This window comes from Lysinibacillus sp. FSL K6-4013, assembly GCF_038630435.1.
Lineage (GTDB): Bacteria > Bacillota > Bacilli > Bacillales_A > Planococcaceae > Lysinibacillus > Lysinibacillus boronitolerans.
In genome coordinates this window covers 790,872-807,539 of sequence record NZ_CP152031.1, presented here as the reverse complement: position 1 = coordinate 807,539, position 16,668 = coordinate 790,872, and the positions used below count along the sequence as shown (strand labels likewise).

Below are 16,668 nucleotides of genomic sequence, written 5' to 3'. Positions count from 1 at the left end.
CCTGCTTTTCCCCCCATTCACACCGTACGTGAGGGTTTCCCCTCATACGGCGTTCCATCAATTATGAATCTTTATACTAATACTTTATTTCCAGCTTTCACACGAAGTTTATTTACTTTGTCCAAACTTTGTTTTGTTAACTCTAACATTTGAAGGTATTTATTAATGACGTCTTCTGTTGTGGCATGAATCAGTTTATGGGCTTCTTTCGTTATAAAAACTAAGTTGTCATACTTATCGTTACCACCTTTTGCCTTTGGAACGATGTGATGTAATTCCATATTTTTCAGAATGAGTGCTTCTCCTGTAATAAAGCAAACCCCTTTTTGAGCAATGTATTTAGAAATACGATTGTCGTTGTATTCAATACTACGATTGATGACAGGATTTTTCATGAGATACTTCACAACTTCTTCTGATACTGATTTTTGCTTTTTATGAATCAGACTTCTACCTTCAACTGTATAATTATTGATTTCTTGCGTAAAGTTTGTCGGATTTTTGTGTTTGATTCCATCGATAGGGAATATCGCTACTTTTGCAACGAATGTCTTTTTCTTGCCAAGATAATCTTTGAAATGTTTCTTGTAGTACGTACTTGGCTCACCTTTATCCGATGAAACTTTCTTCAAGCTGTTATATAAGGTTCGTTTGACTGAAAATGCAATTTCACTAAAATCTTTCGTTACCATCGTTGCTTGCTGATAGAAGTTATGAAGTCCTAGAATTGTTGCATTGAGTTTGGACACTTCTGAAGCATTAGATTTCTTTTTAATTCGTTTGATGTTTTCTTTGATTTTGCTAATTGCGTTTTTCTTCGCCTTATTTGTCATGAATGATTTTACGGTATGCTTCTTTTTATTTCTAGCCACTTTCATTTTAAACCCTAGAAATTCCGAAAAGTTTTTCCTTAAATTAATGACCTTTGATTTTTCTTTACTAATGTCGAGATGTAATCTTTCTTTTAACCATTTTTTCACACCTTCGAAAATCTTGAAGGCACTTTTATGGTCTCTACAAAAGATTTTAAAATCATCTGCATATCGCACAATGAACATTTCTTTCAAGCTTGTGGCTCTTTTTAAGGTACTATATTTCACTGACCTATCAAATCTAACCTTGCCACCAATAATTCTTTTACGCTCATAGTTTTTCTGCGTTTCAAACGTTTCCCATTGATTGCTTATCCACCAATCTAATTCGTTTAGCACAATATTAGATAGTAGCGGTGATAAAATACCACCTTGAGGAGTCCCTTTATTAGGTGTTCCTGCTCCTACAATTTCTGCTTTCAGTAGTTTACTTATGATTGAGAGAACCTTTTTATCCTGGATACCCATTGACCACATTTGTTTAAGAAGTTTGCCATGATTGACATTATCGAAGAAACCTTTGATGTCAATATCAACCACATAGTGCAGTTTGTTGATATTTGCTAATGTTACTGCTCTAGAATATGCATGTAAAGTTCCTCTGTTCGGTCGAAAACCGTAACTGTGATGATGGAATTTCGCTTCGCATATTGGCTCTAGAATTTGTTTAATACATTGTTGAATGATTCGGTCCTCGATTGTCGGGATGCCGAGTGGGCGAATTCCTCCATTAGCTTTTGGTATTTCTTTTCTTCTTATTTTGTGTGGTATGAAGTTTTCAAGTCTTTTTCTGACATAATCAATTAATGCGTTCGGGTCTTTTTCTCCGATAGTAATGATTGTCGATTCATTACTACCTTTGGTGAGAGAACCCTTGTTTTTCTTGATGTTTCGATATGCCAGTAAAATATTTTCTCTTCTAATAATCAATTCATACAGATTTTTAAAGCGTTTGTTCATTTGACTTGCTTTGTAAAGGTCATCTAAGGTTTGTTGCATGTCGTAATATTCATTGTTTCGTAAGGACTGTCGTTTTAAAACTTTCTTGTTTGCTGTTTCAGTCAATACTCTCACCACTTTATTACTTCTTTTGGCGATTGCATTTCTTTTAGTCATACGAGAACCTGATAGTATAAAGTAATGTTTTAGTTATTCATAAATTGACTAATGGCTATCCCTCCACCGCTTATTATCACGGCTTCACTGGTACTGTGCCATCACTTTCACTGTGCTTAAAATGAGGTTATACTATAGACGCTTTCCCTCATACCGCTTCAACGAGTGCAATCTCTCCACGTAGCCAGCTTACCACGTTCCAAGAAATCATATCTGTACATATAATACTTTTAGGTCATTCCTCTAACCCTGTTAGCTGGATAGTGCCTGTAACACTATAAGGTGTTTCATAAAGACAAATTTTACTCCACCTCACTAACCCAACAATAAGTTGGTGTACCCTTTCGAATACCTATACCTCTAGAGCCGTACATTCGGAATTTCGTCAGTAGGAAGTTTTGTTCCCTACATTCTAACCATGAGTATTTTTATAGACCCCCAGTCTATCCATCCCACAGAATACCTCTATCCCGCTTTCCTTCTTTCGATTAGGAGGATGTTCAACTGACTTCACCGAGCTTATAACATCATCACGATTGCACGCGACAATGCTATTCGGAGGATTAGGTCGAGCCTTTCAGAGCGTTACCTCATCATTCGACTCATCTGATTTCTTAGTTCTCCTAGCGAAATGATGCTAGTGGCTAATCTTTTCAATTAGCAACGTGTCGCACTATCCTGATATTCATCCACCAGTACTTCTTTAAAACGCTTTTTCATATCTAGTGCAACTGGTGACGGCTGCAGCTTGCCTTCTACCTCTACTGTTAAAATTTGAAGTGCATAATGCTCTAAATCTGAAAAGTCAATGATTCCCCGTTCTAATTTGGCTCGTCGAAATTGTTCACTAAACGTAGTGGTCAATTCCACTAACGTAGTAATAGTCGGTGCCATTAACCTTATTTCCTCGAGTAGTCGTGCAGGCGTACGAACAAAATACGTCTCTTTAATTTTATTCATCATTTTTTTGGCTGCTTCTCGTTTTTTCTTCGCAAGCTCCTGTAGCTCTACATTAACTAGTGCATCCTTCGATACCCGTTTTAATGTAGACCATTTAACTGTTGCAAAATAATCAAATAGCTCCTGCCATGTACCACTTTGACTAATACGAATCCCTTCCTGAATCATAGCAAAATCTATCTCTGCTGTTTCAGCATAGGGGGCAGGTCCATCTGGCTGTAATGTAATTGCGCGCATTTCAGAAATTAACACAAACGCCTCTTCCAGGCTATGACGTACGGTTAATTTGACGTATTGAGATAGCTCTAAATCATCAATTGTCACTTCATCAGCTAGTTCATATGCTTTTGGCAAACTCCATAGCCATTTTTGAGGCTCAGCATGGACACGAGACGTATCATAAAGTTTACTAATCAGCGTTTCGATGGCTTGATCATCACGATCTGAGGTAAAGCTATCGACAAGACGATAGATGGCTTGTACGTGAGCCTCGTCCTCAGCATCGTAGGCAGCTTCTAGAACTTCTGCTAAAACATCATCTCTCAATAATGCGATTTCTGCTTCATTGGCGATACGGAAGCCTGGATCGATATCAAGTAAATACGCATACTGCTTTACAATCGCTAAACAGAAGGAATGCAGGGTGGAGATTTGTGCTTTATTAACAAGACTAAGCTGCCGTCTTAAATGATTAGATGTTGGATTTTCTGCTATCGCCTTTTCTAATGCCTCTGACATACGATGGCGCATTTCAGCGGCTGAGGCATTTGTAAAAGTCACTACCAATAGTTCATCTACATTGATCGGATTTTCAGTAGCAATAACCTTTTCTATCATACGATTGATCAGGACTGCTGTTTTTCCCGACCCTGCTGCAGCCGAAACAAGTGTATCTTGTCCGCTAGCATAAATGGCCTTCCACTGATCGTCTGTCCATGTGACATCTGCTGGCTTAACAGGAATTGTTTGTACCATGCTATTCAATCTCCTTCCGAATTTTATCGACTATATCATTCGGCTTTGCTTGCATTAATTGACGATAGCCTTGTTTACCATCTGATGGATCAAATTGGCAAACCGCAGCAAATTGACAATAATCACATGCCGTTTTCGCTTTTAATTTATAGGGGCTAATGGCCGTATCACCAGATAAGATACCATTCCCTGCCTCCTGATGTTTACGACGAACGAAATGTTGTAACTTTTTCATATCATTAACAGGAACTATACGCGATTGTGATTCAGACGGAGTCCCATCTTTTTTCATATAGACAGGAATGATTTTTGAATGCCCGCTACTTTCTTCCAAATGCTCATCCATCGATAATATCGCTTCAACATTTTCAGATAGTAAACCTTTCATTTTATACTGCTTTAAACGATCCTCTTCAATTTCACTGTTCGTCAAATCCTTATCCAGCTTTAGCATTGGATTATGGACATGGACATACAGTACCCCTGCTGGCTCTGCTTCACCTGATAGCCAGTAAGAGCTATTTTCCATTGCCACATCTAAATACGTTAGGACCTGTAAGGATAATCCATAATAAACCTCATTTAGATCAAGGTCACGAGCTGAGGATTTATAGTCAACAATCCGCAAATAAGAGCGGTCATCTATCGTTGCACTATCCACCCTATCAATACGTCCACGCATAAACATTTTCTTTCCACCTGTTAAATCAATCTCTAATGGTGGTAGTTGTTCATGTTGTCCAGGACCAAATGACGCCTCAATCGCAATTGGTTTGAAGTGTGATACATGTGCATGCTGTGTCAATGCCGTCATTGTACGCTCCACAATTCGAATTAGCTTACGCTGAATATAGCGATAACGGGCACTGGATAATAGGATTTGATGGGAAAAGACTGGAACAATTTGTTCTACTGCTTGCCGTGCTAATTGTTTAATTTGCTTTGTTGTTAAACGAATCCAAGACAATTGCTGACGATGTGTTTCCTCTGTAATCCACTTTAATGCCTCATGGAATAAGTCACCCATTGCAAACGTTTCTAGACGATACTCAGCTCGTTCTTCTAGACGTAGGCCATACGTAGTGAAATGAGAAAAAGGACATCTGAAGTATTTCTCAATTCGCGACACACTGGATGTTAGCTTCTGACCATATAATTCCTGTGTAATATAGGTTTCAAGTGGTTCAGCCTCATTTTTATGGGTAATTGGATAAAGTACGCGCTCGAAAATGAGTGCCCAATACGGATCTTGTTTATAAAATCTTTGTAAAGCTAGCCATTCTGGCGCTAGTTCACGGCTATGCTCAGCCTGACGTAGCTGTACCATTAGATGTGCCAATGCAGTCCTTGGATGGCGTAAATATGGTAAAACATCTCCATCTAGTAATTCAATCGGATCGACTACAACACGTTCTATGGAAATATCACTTAATAAGCCAGCCTTTTTGTCATTCCCTATTATTTTCTTAATATAAAGTGAGGCTAGAAGTGCCTTGCCTTCCTCATCCGCCGTAGGATAGGTCATATACAATTTGTTAGATGGCGTTGTAATAGCACGATAGAACAAGAAATTTTCCTGTAATAAGCGATTAGTAGAGGTAGGTGCTAGCTCATAGCCAATTTGACTAAACCATTCACGCTCTATATCTGACAACAAGCCCTCATACTCCATCCGAGTTGGATAAACACCGTCATTCATCCCTATTACAAAAGCAACTTTGATATTGGATAAACGGGCTAAATCAACAGTAGCCACCATTACCTCATCAAGAGTTGGCGGAATTCTTGAAAATTCTAATGTATCAAAACCTTCATCAAGAATTTTTGCTGCTTCCTCTACAGTCATCTCCTGCTCACCAAACATATAAACGAATTGGTCAAGAACAGCAACCCATTCATTCCAAGCTTGTTCATGTTCACTTGCTGCTAATGCATCACCGCGCTCTAGCTCACGATCTTTCATTGCTTGCAGTTTATCATATACCTGTAATGACTCTATAAGTTCAAATAAAGCAGTCGCAATATCTCTGCCATTCTTCGCGTTATCAAGCTTATCTTGTAAAAGTTTTAGGGGTTGGCAAATTTCATCCCGAATAGCCTCGATTTCTGCCTGCATTGCACGCTCTTCGTCTGTTTGTACACGAGAATGGAATTCTAAACCGCGATACTTTTTATAAAACCAACGTGCCTCCTCAAACCATCGTTCCCCATAGATTCCTTGTGCCAAGCAATAATTCTCTAATCGATCTGCTCGCTCACGCCAAATCGTTAGCTCCGCTTGTAAAGGGAAAAATAAATCTGTTTTCACACTACGAAAAACAGGCTCATATTTCCAATTCGAGGTCATAACCTCCAAGGCTGAACGACTTAGTTCTATTAATGGATGATGTAACATCGTCTTTTTTGTATTTGTAAAAATAGGGATTTCATATTGTTGGAAAATACTTGTAATGAGCGGATCATAGAGATCTGCTTGTCTATACAACAGTACGATATCCTGATAGCGAAAACCGTCTTCCCTTGTCAGTTTTGTTATTTCCCGGGCAATCGCATGTACCTCTGCTCGACGATTTGAAGCTTCAAGTACCCTTACGTCTCCTGAGGTTTTTTTCGTTTGAGGCTCCAAATCAGCAAACTTTGCCTCTACATGCTGTAAATCCTCAGAATGAAATCTTTGTGTCTTATAAAAATGTAATGGTAATTCAACATCAATGCCCTCTTCTTTTGCCATATCATGAAGTCGTTGATTTGTTAAGGCTGCTTCATGGAATAGTGCCTGTTCATCAAAGGCTTCATCGATATGATCAAAGGGAAGGACGACAGTTACTTGCTTCGTTACCTTTAACAATTCACGAACCAGTTCTAACTCTCGCACAGTGAAGGCGGTGAAACCATCAATATAGATGGTCGCTTGCTTCATCGTTTCTGCATACTTCAGTTGCTCCGTTAAAATCGGATAATAGCTCTCGCTGTCAACATAGGTCGTACCAAGTCGTTCCTCCAATGCCTGCAAAACGACATGTAAATCATTCGCTTTCGCCTGCAATGTATTAGGTGCATCTATTGCCTTTAACGATTCCGTTACCTCTGCCAAGACTGAGCTATTGACGCTATAGCGACTAAATTCTCTTAAAAGGGTTTCAATTTCCTCCGTAAAGCCACGTTTTCCTGCTGCTTGTCGAAATAAGGAAAACTCGCTTTTTTGTTCCTCCAAAAGTTTACGAATAAGCATTCGATAGCCATAGCCATTCACTTCTTTACGAGCAATACCTCCTGTTTCCTGTAAAACCAACCATGCTAAACGTTTAAACGTCATCACCTGTGCTCGAATCAAGCCTTGTAAACCATGCTTATTTGTCAGCTCATATTCCGTAGAATAAGACATTTGGTCAGGCACGATAATGAAAATCGGATGTCCCAATGGATCTGTCTTTAATTGCTCAACAATTTCCTGATGAATAAATGCTGATTTCCCTGTTCCCGAACGTCCTGAAACAATACGCAATGTCATATATTTTCTCCCTCCTCATTAACTTGCTGTGTGCGGATGTCTTTTTTAATGAAATTAATATTTGTAGTCTTATTTGAGCGATTCTTTCAGTAGATTGTTCACTTCTCATCTATTTTGGAGTAGTTTCCCCAGCCACCAATAACAACATAAATCATCTAGCTTAAATTCTATCGAAAAAAGCTAGTAAATACTATCTATCAACCTTCACCTACCTATAAAAAGGTTGATTTTATAACACAAAAAAGCAGCCTCTTCACATAATGAAAGAGGCTACAGATACCTTACTTAACTGGCATGGTGGTCCTGCTTTTTCGTCAAATTTCGCGCTTGCTTTAAATCTCTTTCTACACGGGCATTCAAACGCTTCTCTATCAACTTACCGACCCACCACAAAATAACAATGGCCACAGCTGCAATTATCAATCTCACTGGACTTGTCAAGAGTGATTTTAGATCATAGCCCAATACACTCATACCTAAAATCATGACAAACTTTCCTGCAAGTAAAACGATCAAGTAAAATTTTTTATGGATATGTGATAATCCCGCTACAATATTGACAATAACAGATGGTGTAAAAGGGAAACAGAGGAGGACAAACAAAGGGCTGATGCCATTCATATCCACCCATTTAATAAGCTTCTGTACTTTTTTACTACCTGTTAAAAATTGTAGTCGTGGATGCTTGCCAAAATGACGCACAAGTAAGAAAACCGCATAGGAGCCCGCTACAGAGCCTAGCCAAGATAATAAAAATCCTAACCATAAGCCAAATGCACTCGCATTCGCTACAACGAATACAACTAATGGTAAGAATGGTAAAAATGCCTCTAAAAAGGGTAGCAGTAAACCAATGATTGGGCCAAACGTTCGATACTGTGCCGCAACCTGTTCAATATTTTCTACAGTAAACCATTCACTCAACATCGACACCTCTATTTATACTGTAAAATTAAATGAAAAATTGTTAATCCTTCTGAAGTATTGCGATATTCATGGGGCTGATGCCCTGAGAATACTAGTGTGTCCCCTTCATCCAGTAATTCATGCATGTCTCCAGCAGAAATAACTGCTTGTCCTTTAATGACCATTACAGTTTCCTCTACCCCTTCTGTATGGGCTTCACTCCTACTAACTGCCCCTGGCTCCATTTCAACCTTATAAAACTCCCAGCCTCGCTCTGGATTATACGGAATAATGGAGTAAACACGATAGCGACCCTCATCCTCATCGACATGTGGTACATCTTTACTGCTATAACGCATGTAATGGGCAGTTGGCGGCTGTAATAATGAAGAGAACGATATACGCATACCCGCAGCAATTTTCCAAATTGTTGAAACAGTCGGATTGGCCTCACCCTTTTCAATTTGTGCAAGCTGTGCTTTACTGACACCTGTCGCTTTGGCCACATCATCAAGACTTAAATGACGTTGCTGTCTAATTTTCTTTAATTGAAATGCTAAATTTCGACTCATTTGTTCCATTTTTACTCACCAATTTCTATTGTTTATTTTATCAGACATATGTATACTTTAATAAACATTAAGAACTATCAAACAATTCCATCAATAGTATACATGGAAATTATTAAGAAAGGATGACCTATTTATGACAAGTACAACAGAGCTTCAACACGGTGATGCAACAAGCTCTTCCAACGACAGTTTTTTACAAGGCGTGAAAGATTGTGTACCTACATTACTCGGTTATATTAGTATAGGACTAGCATTTGGGGTTGTAGGTTCCGCTTCAGGGTTATCTGTCCTTGAAATCGCACTATTAACGATATTGATTTACGCAGGCTCTGCACAATTTATTTTTTGTGCACTTCTTTTAACAAGTAGCCCTGCCTCTGCTATCATTGTAACCATTTTTGTAGTGAATCTACGCCATTTATTAATGAGTTTAACATTAGCACCTCATTTTACGAGTTATTCCATGCTTAGAAATGTAGGCTTCGGTACATTATTAACGGATGAAACCTTTGGGGTAGCCGTAACAAAGCAAATGCAAACAGGTAAATTATACGGTAAATGGATGGATGGGTTAAACTTAACAGCCTACATCTTCTGGATTCTTTCCTGTGTTACAGGTGCCTTTTTAGGACAGTGGGTAGCAAATCCTGAAAAATGGGGCTTAGATTTTGCCTTGATTGCCATGTTTGTTGCACTTTTAGTTTTGCAATTGAGCAGCGTTGGCAAAAGTAAAATCATGCAATATATCAAATTAATCGGCTATATGGCGGTTATTATGTACGGTCTTTCTTATGTAGTCCCTTCACATGTGGCTGTGCTTCTGGCTACCGTGATTGTCGCAACAATTGGGGTGGTGACAGATAAATGACAACAACTTCTTATATGGTCTGGCTTATTATTGGCTGCGCACTTGTAACATGGCTACCACGTGTCATTCCATTTATTTTTGTGCGTAGTGTAACACTACCTGATGTTGTGCTAAAATGGCTTAGTTTTATTCCTGTTTGTATATTAAGTGCTCTTGTCATTGAAAATTTAATAGACACTGAAAGCGGCAAAGTAGTGTCACTTGATTGGCCAGTCTTTATTACATTTGTTCCTACACTTATTATTGCCCTTGTCACAAAAAGCTTATCGATTACAGTAGTTGCAGGAGTAATTATTATGGCAGCTGTGCGATTTTTCATGTAAAAAGGTCAGTCCCATTGCTAAAGTGTACCCTATAAGATAGACACTTGAAAAAGGTCATCTTATAGGGCATTTTTGTTTATAATTGAAAAAAACAAGATTCGGAGCCACTACTATGACTAAAAACTTTTTAACACCCCACCAACAAAATGAATTAAAAAAGAATCCGTATGTAAAAGCTGTGAGCAATAAAGCGATTACGTATACAGATGAGTTTAAACGCTTATTTATTGCACAATCTGAAACGGGAAAATTACCAAGAGAAATTTTTGAAGAAGCGGGATTTGACGTGGAAGCGATTGGTATAACACGTATTCACAGAGCAGGTACTAGGTGGAGAACAGCTTATAAAAAACGTGGAATCACCGGTTTAGAAGATTCTAGAAAACACAGTACAGGACGCCCTATCGAGCGAGAATTAAGTATAGAGGAAAAGTATGCACGACTTGAAGCAAAAATGCGTTTATTGGAAGCTGAAAACGAACTATTAAAAAAGATCGATTTACTCGAAAGGCAGATGTTGAAAAAGAAATAAAACTCGCACCAGAACTGAAATTTGAACTGATTGGTCAAACGATTGAAACGTATGGATTGAAGCGAATGGTACGCTATCTTTGTGAAGTGTTGGAGGTATCACGCTCAGGCTATTATAACTATTTTAAGGAAGAATCTCTTCAAAAAAGAGCGATGAAACACCAAGCAGATGAAGTCGTAAAGGAAGTGATTTTAAAAGCGTATCGATTCCGACGACGTCACAAAGGAGCCCGTCAAATCAAAATGACGCTTTACCATCAATATGGTATTACCTATAATCTGAAGCGAATTCGCCGCATTATGAAGAAGTTTGGGGTTATCTGTCCAATTCGTAAAGCGAATCCTTACCGTCGTCTAGCCAAAGCCACACAAGAACATCGTACGTGTCCACATCTGCTCGAACGCCAATTTAAACAAGGCGTGGCTGGTAAAGTCCTCTTAACAGATATTACGTATTTGACATATAAAAATGGTAAACGTGCTTATTTATCAACGATTAAAGACGCTGAGACGAATGAGATTTTGGCGTATGAAGTAGCAGATAGCATCACAATGGAAATTGTGCTCGACACTTTGAAAAAACTGAAAAAGTTAAAGCACCTAGCTCAGGACGCCTTCATCCATTCAGACCAAGGTTTTCATTATACCAATCCAGCGTTCCAAAAACTCGTGAAACAAATGGGCTTAGGTCAATCGATGTCACGCAGAGGAAACTGTTGGGACAACGCACCTCAAGAATCATTCTTTGGACATTTTAAAGATGAGACGAATATAAAAGATTGTGAGACATTAGAAGATGTAAAACAAGAAGTGAAAAGCTATATGATCTATTATAACCATTATCGAGGTCAGTGGAATTTAAAAAAGCTGCCGCCTGCAAAATACAGACAGCAGCTTCAAGAAGTTGCCTAACCTTTTTCAAAATGTCCTTTACAAAGGGTACAGTTTATGCCTGGACTGACCTTTCTTATTTATTCATTTTACTTGCTAGCCAAAAGCCTACTGTTAATGAAAATGCATCAATAACGAAAATAATAGGTGGGGATGTATAGCCTGCATATACTGAGGCGGCAATAAGTGCAATGGCTAATAACAATGCAACATAGCGATTATAGGTAATTCTGGTGAATAATAATACCAATATAGCTGGTATGAATAATGCTAACATCATTTTCCCAAAAACGTCCATTATACTTCCCTCGGCTCAGCTAATAATAGTCCAATACGGTAATGATCATTACTATAAATCACATGTTGCGTTAAACGTAATTCATTGTTTCGGTCTAAAACCTCTAGACGACAATGAGCGGCATTTAATTGCAGTGCTTCGTATAACTCATTTTCTGTAAAAATTGACACACCATTTACCTTGCGAATACATTCCCCAGCAAGTAAGCCCATTTTCTCAGCAGGTGAATCAGGAAGAACGGCTGCAATAATAGCACCCTTCGTACTTGGCGCAACTGCATAATGATCTGTTTTTTCCTGCTGTGCAAAGTAGATAGCAATTATAATACGGATAATTACACCAACAGCAAGTGTAATGAACCCAATCACTGGCTCAAAATATGCAGCCAATCCTCCTATTAAAATAAGCTGCCCTAGTAAAAAGACAGGTCGGCCAATTTTTGGATACATTAATGCTGGTAATTCCTTTCTTGTCAGTTTAGTAAAGCCAATGACAAGTGGAAATAACACAAGCGCAAAGCTATTATGACCTATCGTAAACTGAGGCCAATATGGGAACATCGCCGAAATCGCCTCGCCAGGAATAACAAAGAAAATAGGTAATACCCACACATTTCTTGAACGATAGACAATTGCCTGCATACCCCTCTTCGTTTTCTCAATACACGGTGTTGACACCTTCATCGCCATACGTCGAATTAATAGCCCTTCTGCAATGACACAAAGGCCCGCAAGAATGGTAATTGTCACAATTGCGCCATTCTCTAAATGGACAGTCCCTAATGAAATTTTCCACCAGGAAAATGACCAATTGTAATAGGACATACCCCATATGGCAAGTGTGGCAATCCCCATTGTCAAAATAGGTGACATTGCATTCATGACAAATAAGATAAGTGCCACTATAGAAACTGCCGTTAAAATGATTAAAAATTCCTTTGGGACAGTTAGACCTGCTCCAATACTAATGACAGAAATAATTAGTGCATAGAGCCACCCATCTTTCCATTGTCCGATTAACTCCGTCCAGCCCCAAATAATACGTCTATTAAAGAATTTACGCTCCTGTTTTACTCGACGATAACCTAAAATAATAGCAAATATTATGACTATATACAGTAATGGGTTGAGTAAAAAGCGGCCAATCGCTGTTACTATTTCTATTAATATCTCACTAACCATACGAACACCCGCCATTTCTATCTTGAATACTATGAATTTATTGTATCAAAGGACTACACGCTTGCGTAGTACAAACTCATAGAAAGCTTTGTATTATGGTATTTTTGTTCTGTCAGCAAGTTTTATTGTTCAATCGTATGCAGTAAAAAACTAGTGGCCATTTGGAATTGCTGGTCATTTTGACGATCGGCTTTAAAATCCTTTAATGTTTCGTTTAAACTATTAAAGAATGTCGTATCCATATAAAATTCATCTTCTGCTAGCTTTAATTTTTTCTGTTTACGATAAAGGTTAACGGCCTCTGCAGTCGTTTCATCCATATAGCCATCTAAACGATCGATTTGATAACCTAGTTTCTGTAAGGCATTTTGTGAATAGGAAATCTCTTCACTCATATCGCCCACTTTAAACTTACCTGTTAGTGGATGAAGTTGAAAAGCAAATAATTCATTTTGCTCGATCATTAAACTGGCTTCAATGCCCTGCCCATGAATCCATTCGCGCTTTGGTGTTAGCCATTTATTGGTTGATAATTTAAGCTCCCCACCATTGGAAAGCTCCCAAGATTCTTGTACAGTCCCTTTTCCAAAGCTCTTAACCCCAACAAGTGAAGCGCGTCCCCAGCCTTTTAAAGCACCGCTTAATACTTCACTAGCAGACGCACTACCTTGATTTTGTAACACAACAATGGGAATTTTATTCATCGTTTCTATATATTTTTGATCGAAGCCTTTTGTTTGTGTTTTTAATGGTTCCATAGCACCTTCCGCATTTTGCATATATGCAAATACTTTGCCATTGTCCAATACTGTGCTCAGTAGCGCTGCGACGCTATGTAAATAACCACCTGGATTATCCCGTACATCGATTACAATTCCTTCCACATCTTTACGAAGTAATTTACTCGTTTCAGCCACCCATTCATTAGCGGTTTTTTCACCGAATAAGGAGATCACCACATAGCCAATAGCTGTATCTTCTACCTTCACAACCTCACTGGTAACCGTTTTATTAGAAATGGCTGCGCGCTCCATCGTCATCTTAATATGCTTATCTTCACTTGGACGATAGACAACAATGGTTACTTTCGTTCCCTTTTCACCTTGAATTAAATGCATTAATTCACTCATCGTTTTTCCATCTATTCGTACCCCATCAACTTGTACAATTTCATCGAGTGAACGCATCCCTGCTTTCTCTGCTGGGGATGAACGAACAGGTGACACAACGATAAACTTCCCTTTATTTTCCGTCAGTTCAATACCGATGCCTACTCGTTCCTCAGCCAACATTTGCCGATGTTGCTCAGCCTCTTCCTTGGAGTAATACGTGCTATAAGGATCTTTAATGGCATCAGCCATACCACGAAGAGCCCCCTCCACCAATGCATCCTTTTTTGTACTATATACTGATTTCTCTTCAATGAGTGTCATAGCCTCACCAATAGTATCAACCTCCGTAACAGGCTCCTTTTTATCGCCAATATTAAACCAATCAAAGTAAATACCACTGCCCACCACCAAACTACTAAGTAGGACTCCGACACCGGCTGTTAATTTGCGCAAATCTTCCCTCCTCCGTCTCTTTTACTGTATGACTCTATTTTTTCAAACATACAAAATTACCTTTCAAAATTATAAAGAGAGAATATTTCACTTTACACATGCATGATGATTGCTGATTCGCAGGAATGTACCTTGACTTCGAGGGTATTCAACATGCTTCCGCGACTCACCTTGACTTCATAGAAAATAAAAAAATCTGCTCGTTTCTACTATAGAAAACGAGCAGATTTTTATGAATCAATCTAGTGCATCTACATAATCATTTAACATATCCACATCCATTGGTCCTCTGATGGCGCGTTGAATGTAGCCGTTGGAATCAATAAAATAAGTGGTTGGAATTGTGATGACTTGATAATTTAAGCCAGCTTCATTGTCTGGGTCCAGTAAGATGGGGAACGTTAGCTCAAAGCTATCTCTAAATGTCATCACTGTATCCACTTTGGCATCAGCGGTCACATCACGTTCAGCATCTGTTAAATTGACCGCTATAATTTCAACATTTTTCTCTTTTGCATACTCATCATAGAAGCTTTGCATATGTGGCATTTCCGCCTTACAAGGTGGGCACCATGTCGCCCAGAAATTTAAAACAACTTTTTTTCCACGAAGGTCACTTAATGTGATATCTTCCCCATCTAAGCTTGTTAAGGTGAAATCAGGCGGTATATTGCCTTTACCTAAGCCGGTTTCTGACTCCTCCATATCCTTACCTAGAGCCGATTTATCAATGGCACGTTCTTCGTCAATTTGTTGTTTTACATATGTACCAATCATCGCAACCACTAATAGCACAACGATCAGCAGCCCAATATTTTTTTTCATTTCTTACCTCCCACATTGATTCGTTCATGCTGAATGATTAAACCCAAACTAAGTAGTATTAAACTAACAGCCACAGCTGTTTGCCATATACCAAGTGGCTGTATGAAAGCCACTATCAAATAGCTTAATGTATAGAGTAATAAAGCTTGTTTCACTGCTATTAGTTTCCATAATATGAGGAGTGTGACCACACTTAGCACAGCTAATGTTATAACTTCACTCGATGTGTTATTGTCATTAAGTAGCACCGCAAGCATTTGATAAATGGATTGGGTTAAAATAATAGCCCAGCTACCAGCTAGCATCTCTTGTTCCTCAAGCTGTAGACTCTGTCGCTTTCTCCATATTTGTAAGGATGCTACGATAACACCAAGATAAACACCCATTGTTCCGCCATTAAAATAAAGCAATGTGATTGGATTGCTTATAACCGTTCTGAAATCTGTTACAAGCAAACTTAACTTCCAAACAATAATAAACGTGAAAATGGCGTCACTATATAACTCAGACAACCTTTTAGAAAATTGTAAGCGCAGGATCAGCCATACAATAAAAAAAGTAATAAGTAAAGCGACTGCAGTAGCTGGTAAAGTTAATGTTCGGATCGAGTACCACTCTGTATTTATCATTCCAACGAATCCTCCTCCGAAAGCATAGCATAGAACCTTTTTAAAAAAGAATATTTCACATTGTTTTAAGAAAATCTTCAGAAATAACAACAATAAAAATACCCCACTATGTATATATTCATCATAACATTAATTAGAATCTTATAATAGCGATGAAACTTTCATTGGAATATTTCGTAAAATGATAAAAGGGGAGAGGGAGATATGCTTTCAAAGCGACTTATACTATGGATTGCCGCCATTTTTCTCGGCATTAGTATTCTGATGCTGTATTCAGAGTATCAAACAAAGAATTTGCTACAAGATTTTTTACCTAATAAGGATCTTGAAGAAATAGTAAATAAGATGACAATTTGGGAAGTTGGCAATGGTACCAATAAAAGCTTGGCTATTATCAATCGTGACGATCCACGATTAGAGGATATGCGTTTAGCCTTAAGTACTTGGGAAGTAAAAAGAACCTTATTAAATAACAAACAAGCTGATGTTGTCTATCAATTGGACATTACTTACTATGACCATACATTAAAAATATTTTTCTACAATAATGGCTTATTGGCGATAGATGGGCAAACCTATAAACTGGTGAATGGTGAAACATTCGATGAAATATTAAAAGCTATACACTAGAAAACGCTAGTGTAT

General features: G+C 38.4%; 13 protein-coding genes and 1 pseudogene. 4 read left to right on the top strand and 10 right to left on the bottom strand.

The window, feature by feature from the left end; genetic code table 11:
• Window positions 1-71: 71 nt before the first annotated feature.
• From ltrA to MHB39_RS03760, 5 genes and pseudogenes are all read right to left on the bottom strand, one after another.
• Window positions 72-1,988, bottom strand: a complete 1,917-nt coding sequence (gene ltrA / locus MHB39_RS03780; protein ID WP_016994770.1) for a group II intron reverse transcriptase/maturase — start codon at window positions 1,986-1,988, stop codon at window positions 72-74.
• A 672-nt stretch (window positions 1,989-2,660) separates the two neighbouring features.
• Window positions 2,661-3,923: pseudogene (locus MHB39_RS03775) on the bottom strand (UvrD-helicase domain-containing protein); the annotation flags it as partial.
• Between the two features lies 1 nt (window position 3,924).
• Window positions 3,925-7,434: a helicase-exonuclease AddAB subunit AddB gene (gene addB, locus MHB39_RS03770; RefSeq protein WP_342545876.1), complete on the bottom strand. Its 3,510-nt coding sequence runs from the start codon at window positions 7,432-7,434 to the stop codon at window positions 3,925-3,927.
• Between the two features lie 285 nt (window positions 7,435-7,719).
• On the bottom strand, window positions 7,720-8,358 hold the full coding sequence (locus MHB39_RS03765; RefSeq protein WP_081977475.1) for a TVP38/TMEM64 family protein: 639 nt from the start codon (window positions 8,356-8,358) through the stop codon (window positions 7,720-7,722).
• Between the two features lie 11 nt (window positions 8,359-8,369).
• Window positions 8,370-8,921: an XRE family transcriptional regulator gene (locus MHB39_RS03760; RefSeq protein ID WP_016992183.1), complete on the bottom strand. Its 552-nt coding sequence runs from the start codon at window positions 8,919-8,921 to the stop codon at window positions 8,370-8,372.
• Between the two features lie 124 nt (window positions 8,922-9,045).
• Between MHB39_RS03760 and MHB39_RS03755 the strand changes: the two genes are divergently transcribed.
• From MHB39_RS03755 to MHB39_RS03745, 3 genes are all read left to right on the top strand, one after another.
• Window positions 9,046-9,780 carry an AzlC family ABC transporter permease gene (locus MHB39_RS03755; protein ID WP_342545875.1) on the top strand — a complete coding sequence of 245 codons (735 nt, stop codon included), beginning with the start codon at window positions 9,046-9,048 and terminating at the stop codon, window positions 9,778-9,780.
• Window positions 9,777-10,103: an AzlD domain-containing protein gene (locus MHB39_RS03750; RefSeq protein WP_016992181.1), complete on the top strand. Its 327-nt coding sequence runs from the start codon at window positions 9,777-9,779 to the stop codon at window positions 10,101-10,103. The genes MHB39_RS03755 and MHB39_RS03750 overlap by 4 nt, the downstream gene beginning before the upstream one ends.
• 112 nt (window positions 10,104-10,215) lie before the next feature.
• Window positions 10,216-11,546 (top strand): IS3 family transposase gene (locus tag MHB39_RS03745; protein WP_342545874.1). Its coding sequence is split into 2 segments (ribosomal slippage): window positions 10,216-10,597 and window positions 10,597-11,546, totalling 1,332 coding nucleotides; the frame shifts between segments, so codons are not numbered across the junction.
• 55 nt (window positions 11,547-11,601) lie between these two features.
• Here MHB39_RS03745 and MHB39_RS03740 read toward each other — a convergent pair.
• From MHB39_RS03740 to MHB39_RS03720, 5 genes are all read right to left on the bottom strand, one after another.
• The gene (locus tag MHB39_RS03740) at window positions 11,602-11,823 is read right to left on the bottom strand and encodes a DUF2198 family protein (protein ID WP_016991517.1); all 222 of its coding nucleotides are present in this window, start codon (window positions 11,821-11,823) and stop codon (window positions 11,602-11,604) included.
• Window positions 11,823-13,004 carry a PDZ domain-containing protein gene (locus tag MHB39_RS03735; RefSeq protein ID WP_333006430.1) on the bottom strand — a complete coding sequence of 394 codons (1,182 nt, stop codon included), beginning with the start codon at window positions 13,002-13,004 and terminating at the stop codon, window positions 11,823-11,825. Before MHB39_RS03735 ends, MHB39_RS03740 begins: the two co-directional genes overlap by 1 nt.
• 122 nt (window positions 13,005-13,126) lie before the next feature.
• Window positions 13,127-14,569 carry a S41 family peptidase gene (locus MHB39_RS03730; protein WP_016991518.1) on the bottom strand — a complete coding sequence of 481 codons (1,443 nt, stop codon included), beginning with the start codon at window positions 14,567-14,569 and terminating at the stop codon, window positions 13,127-13,129.
• 237 nt (window positions 14,570-14,806) lie between these two features.
• Window positions 14,807-15,394 (bottom strand): redoxin domain-containing protein, encoded by a 588-nt coding sequence (locus MHB39_RS03725; protein WP_016991519.1) that lies wholly within the window; start codon window positions 15,392-15,394, stop codon window positions 14,807-14,809.
• Window positions 15,391-16,023: a hypothetical protein gene (locus MHB39_RS03720; RefSeq protein ID WP_342545873.1), complete on the bottom strand. Its 633-nt coding sequence runs from the start codon at window positions 16,021-16,023 to the stop codon at window positions 15,391-15,393. Before MHB39_RS03720 ends, MHB39_RS03725 begins: the two co-directional genes overlap by 4 nt.
• 204 nt (window positions 16,024-16,227) lie before the next feature.
• Between MHB39_RS03720 and MHB39_RS03715 the strand changes: the two genes are divergently transcribed.
• Window positions 16,228-16,653 carry a hypothetical protein gene (locus MHB39_RS03715; protein ID WP_342545872.1) on the top strand — a complete coding sequence of 142 codons (426 nt, stop codon included), beginning with the start codon at window positions 16,228-16,230 and terminating at the stop codon, window positions 16,651-16,653.
• Window positions 16,654-16,668 lie beyond the last annotated feature (15 nt).

Coding starts and splice junctions, on each gene's coding strand:
- MHB39_RS03760 (WP_016992183.1), bottom strand. CDS start 8,921: ATGGAACAAATGAGTCGAAATTTAGCATTTCAATTAAAGAAAATTAGA.
- MHB39_RS03750 (WP_016992181.1), top strand. CDS start 9,777: ATGACAACAACTTCTTATATGGTCTGGCTTATTATTGGCTGCGCACTT.
- MHB39_RS03735 (WP_333006430.1), bottom strand. CDS start 13,004: ATGGTTAGTGAGATATTAATAGAAATAGTAACAGCGATTGGCCGCTTT.
- ltrA (WP_016994770.1), bottom strand. CDS start 1,988: ATGACTAAAAGAAATGCAATCGCCAAAAGAAGTAATAAAGTGGTGAGA.
- MHB39_RS03715 (WP_342545872.1), top strand. CDS start 16,228: ATGCTTTCAAAGCGACTTATACTATGGATTGCCGCCATTTTTCTCGGC.
- MHB39_RS03740 (WP_016991517.1), bottom strand. CDS start 11,823: ATGGACGTTTTTGGGAAAATGATGTTAGCATTATTCATACCAGCTATA.
- MHB39_RS03720 (WP_342545873.1), bottom strand. CDS start 16,023: ATGATAAATACAGAGTGGTACTCGATCCGAACATTAACTTTACCAGCT.
- addB (WP_342545876.1), bottom strand. CDS start 7,434: ATGACATTGCGTATTGTTTCAGGACGTTCGGGAACAGGGAAATCAGCA.
- MHB39_RS03755 (WP_342545875.1), top strand. CDS start 9,046: ATGACAAGTACAACAGAGCTTCAACACGGTGATGCAACAAGCTCTTCC.
- MHB39_RS03725 (WP_016991519.1), bottom strand. CDS start 15,394: ATGAAAAAAAATATTGGGCTGCTGATCGTTGTGCTATTAGTGGTTGCG.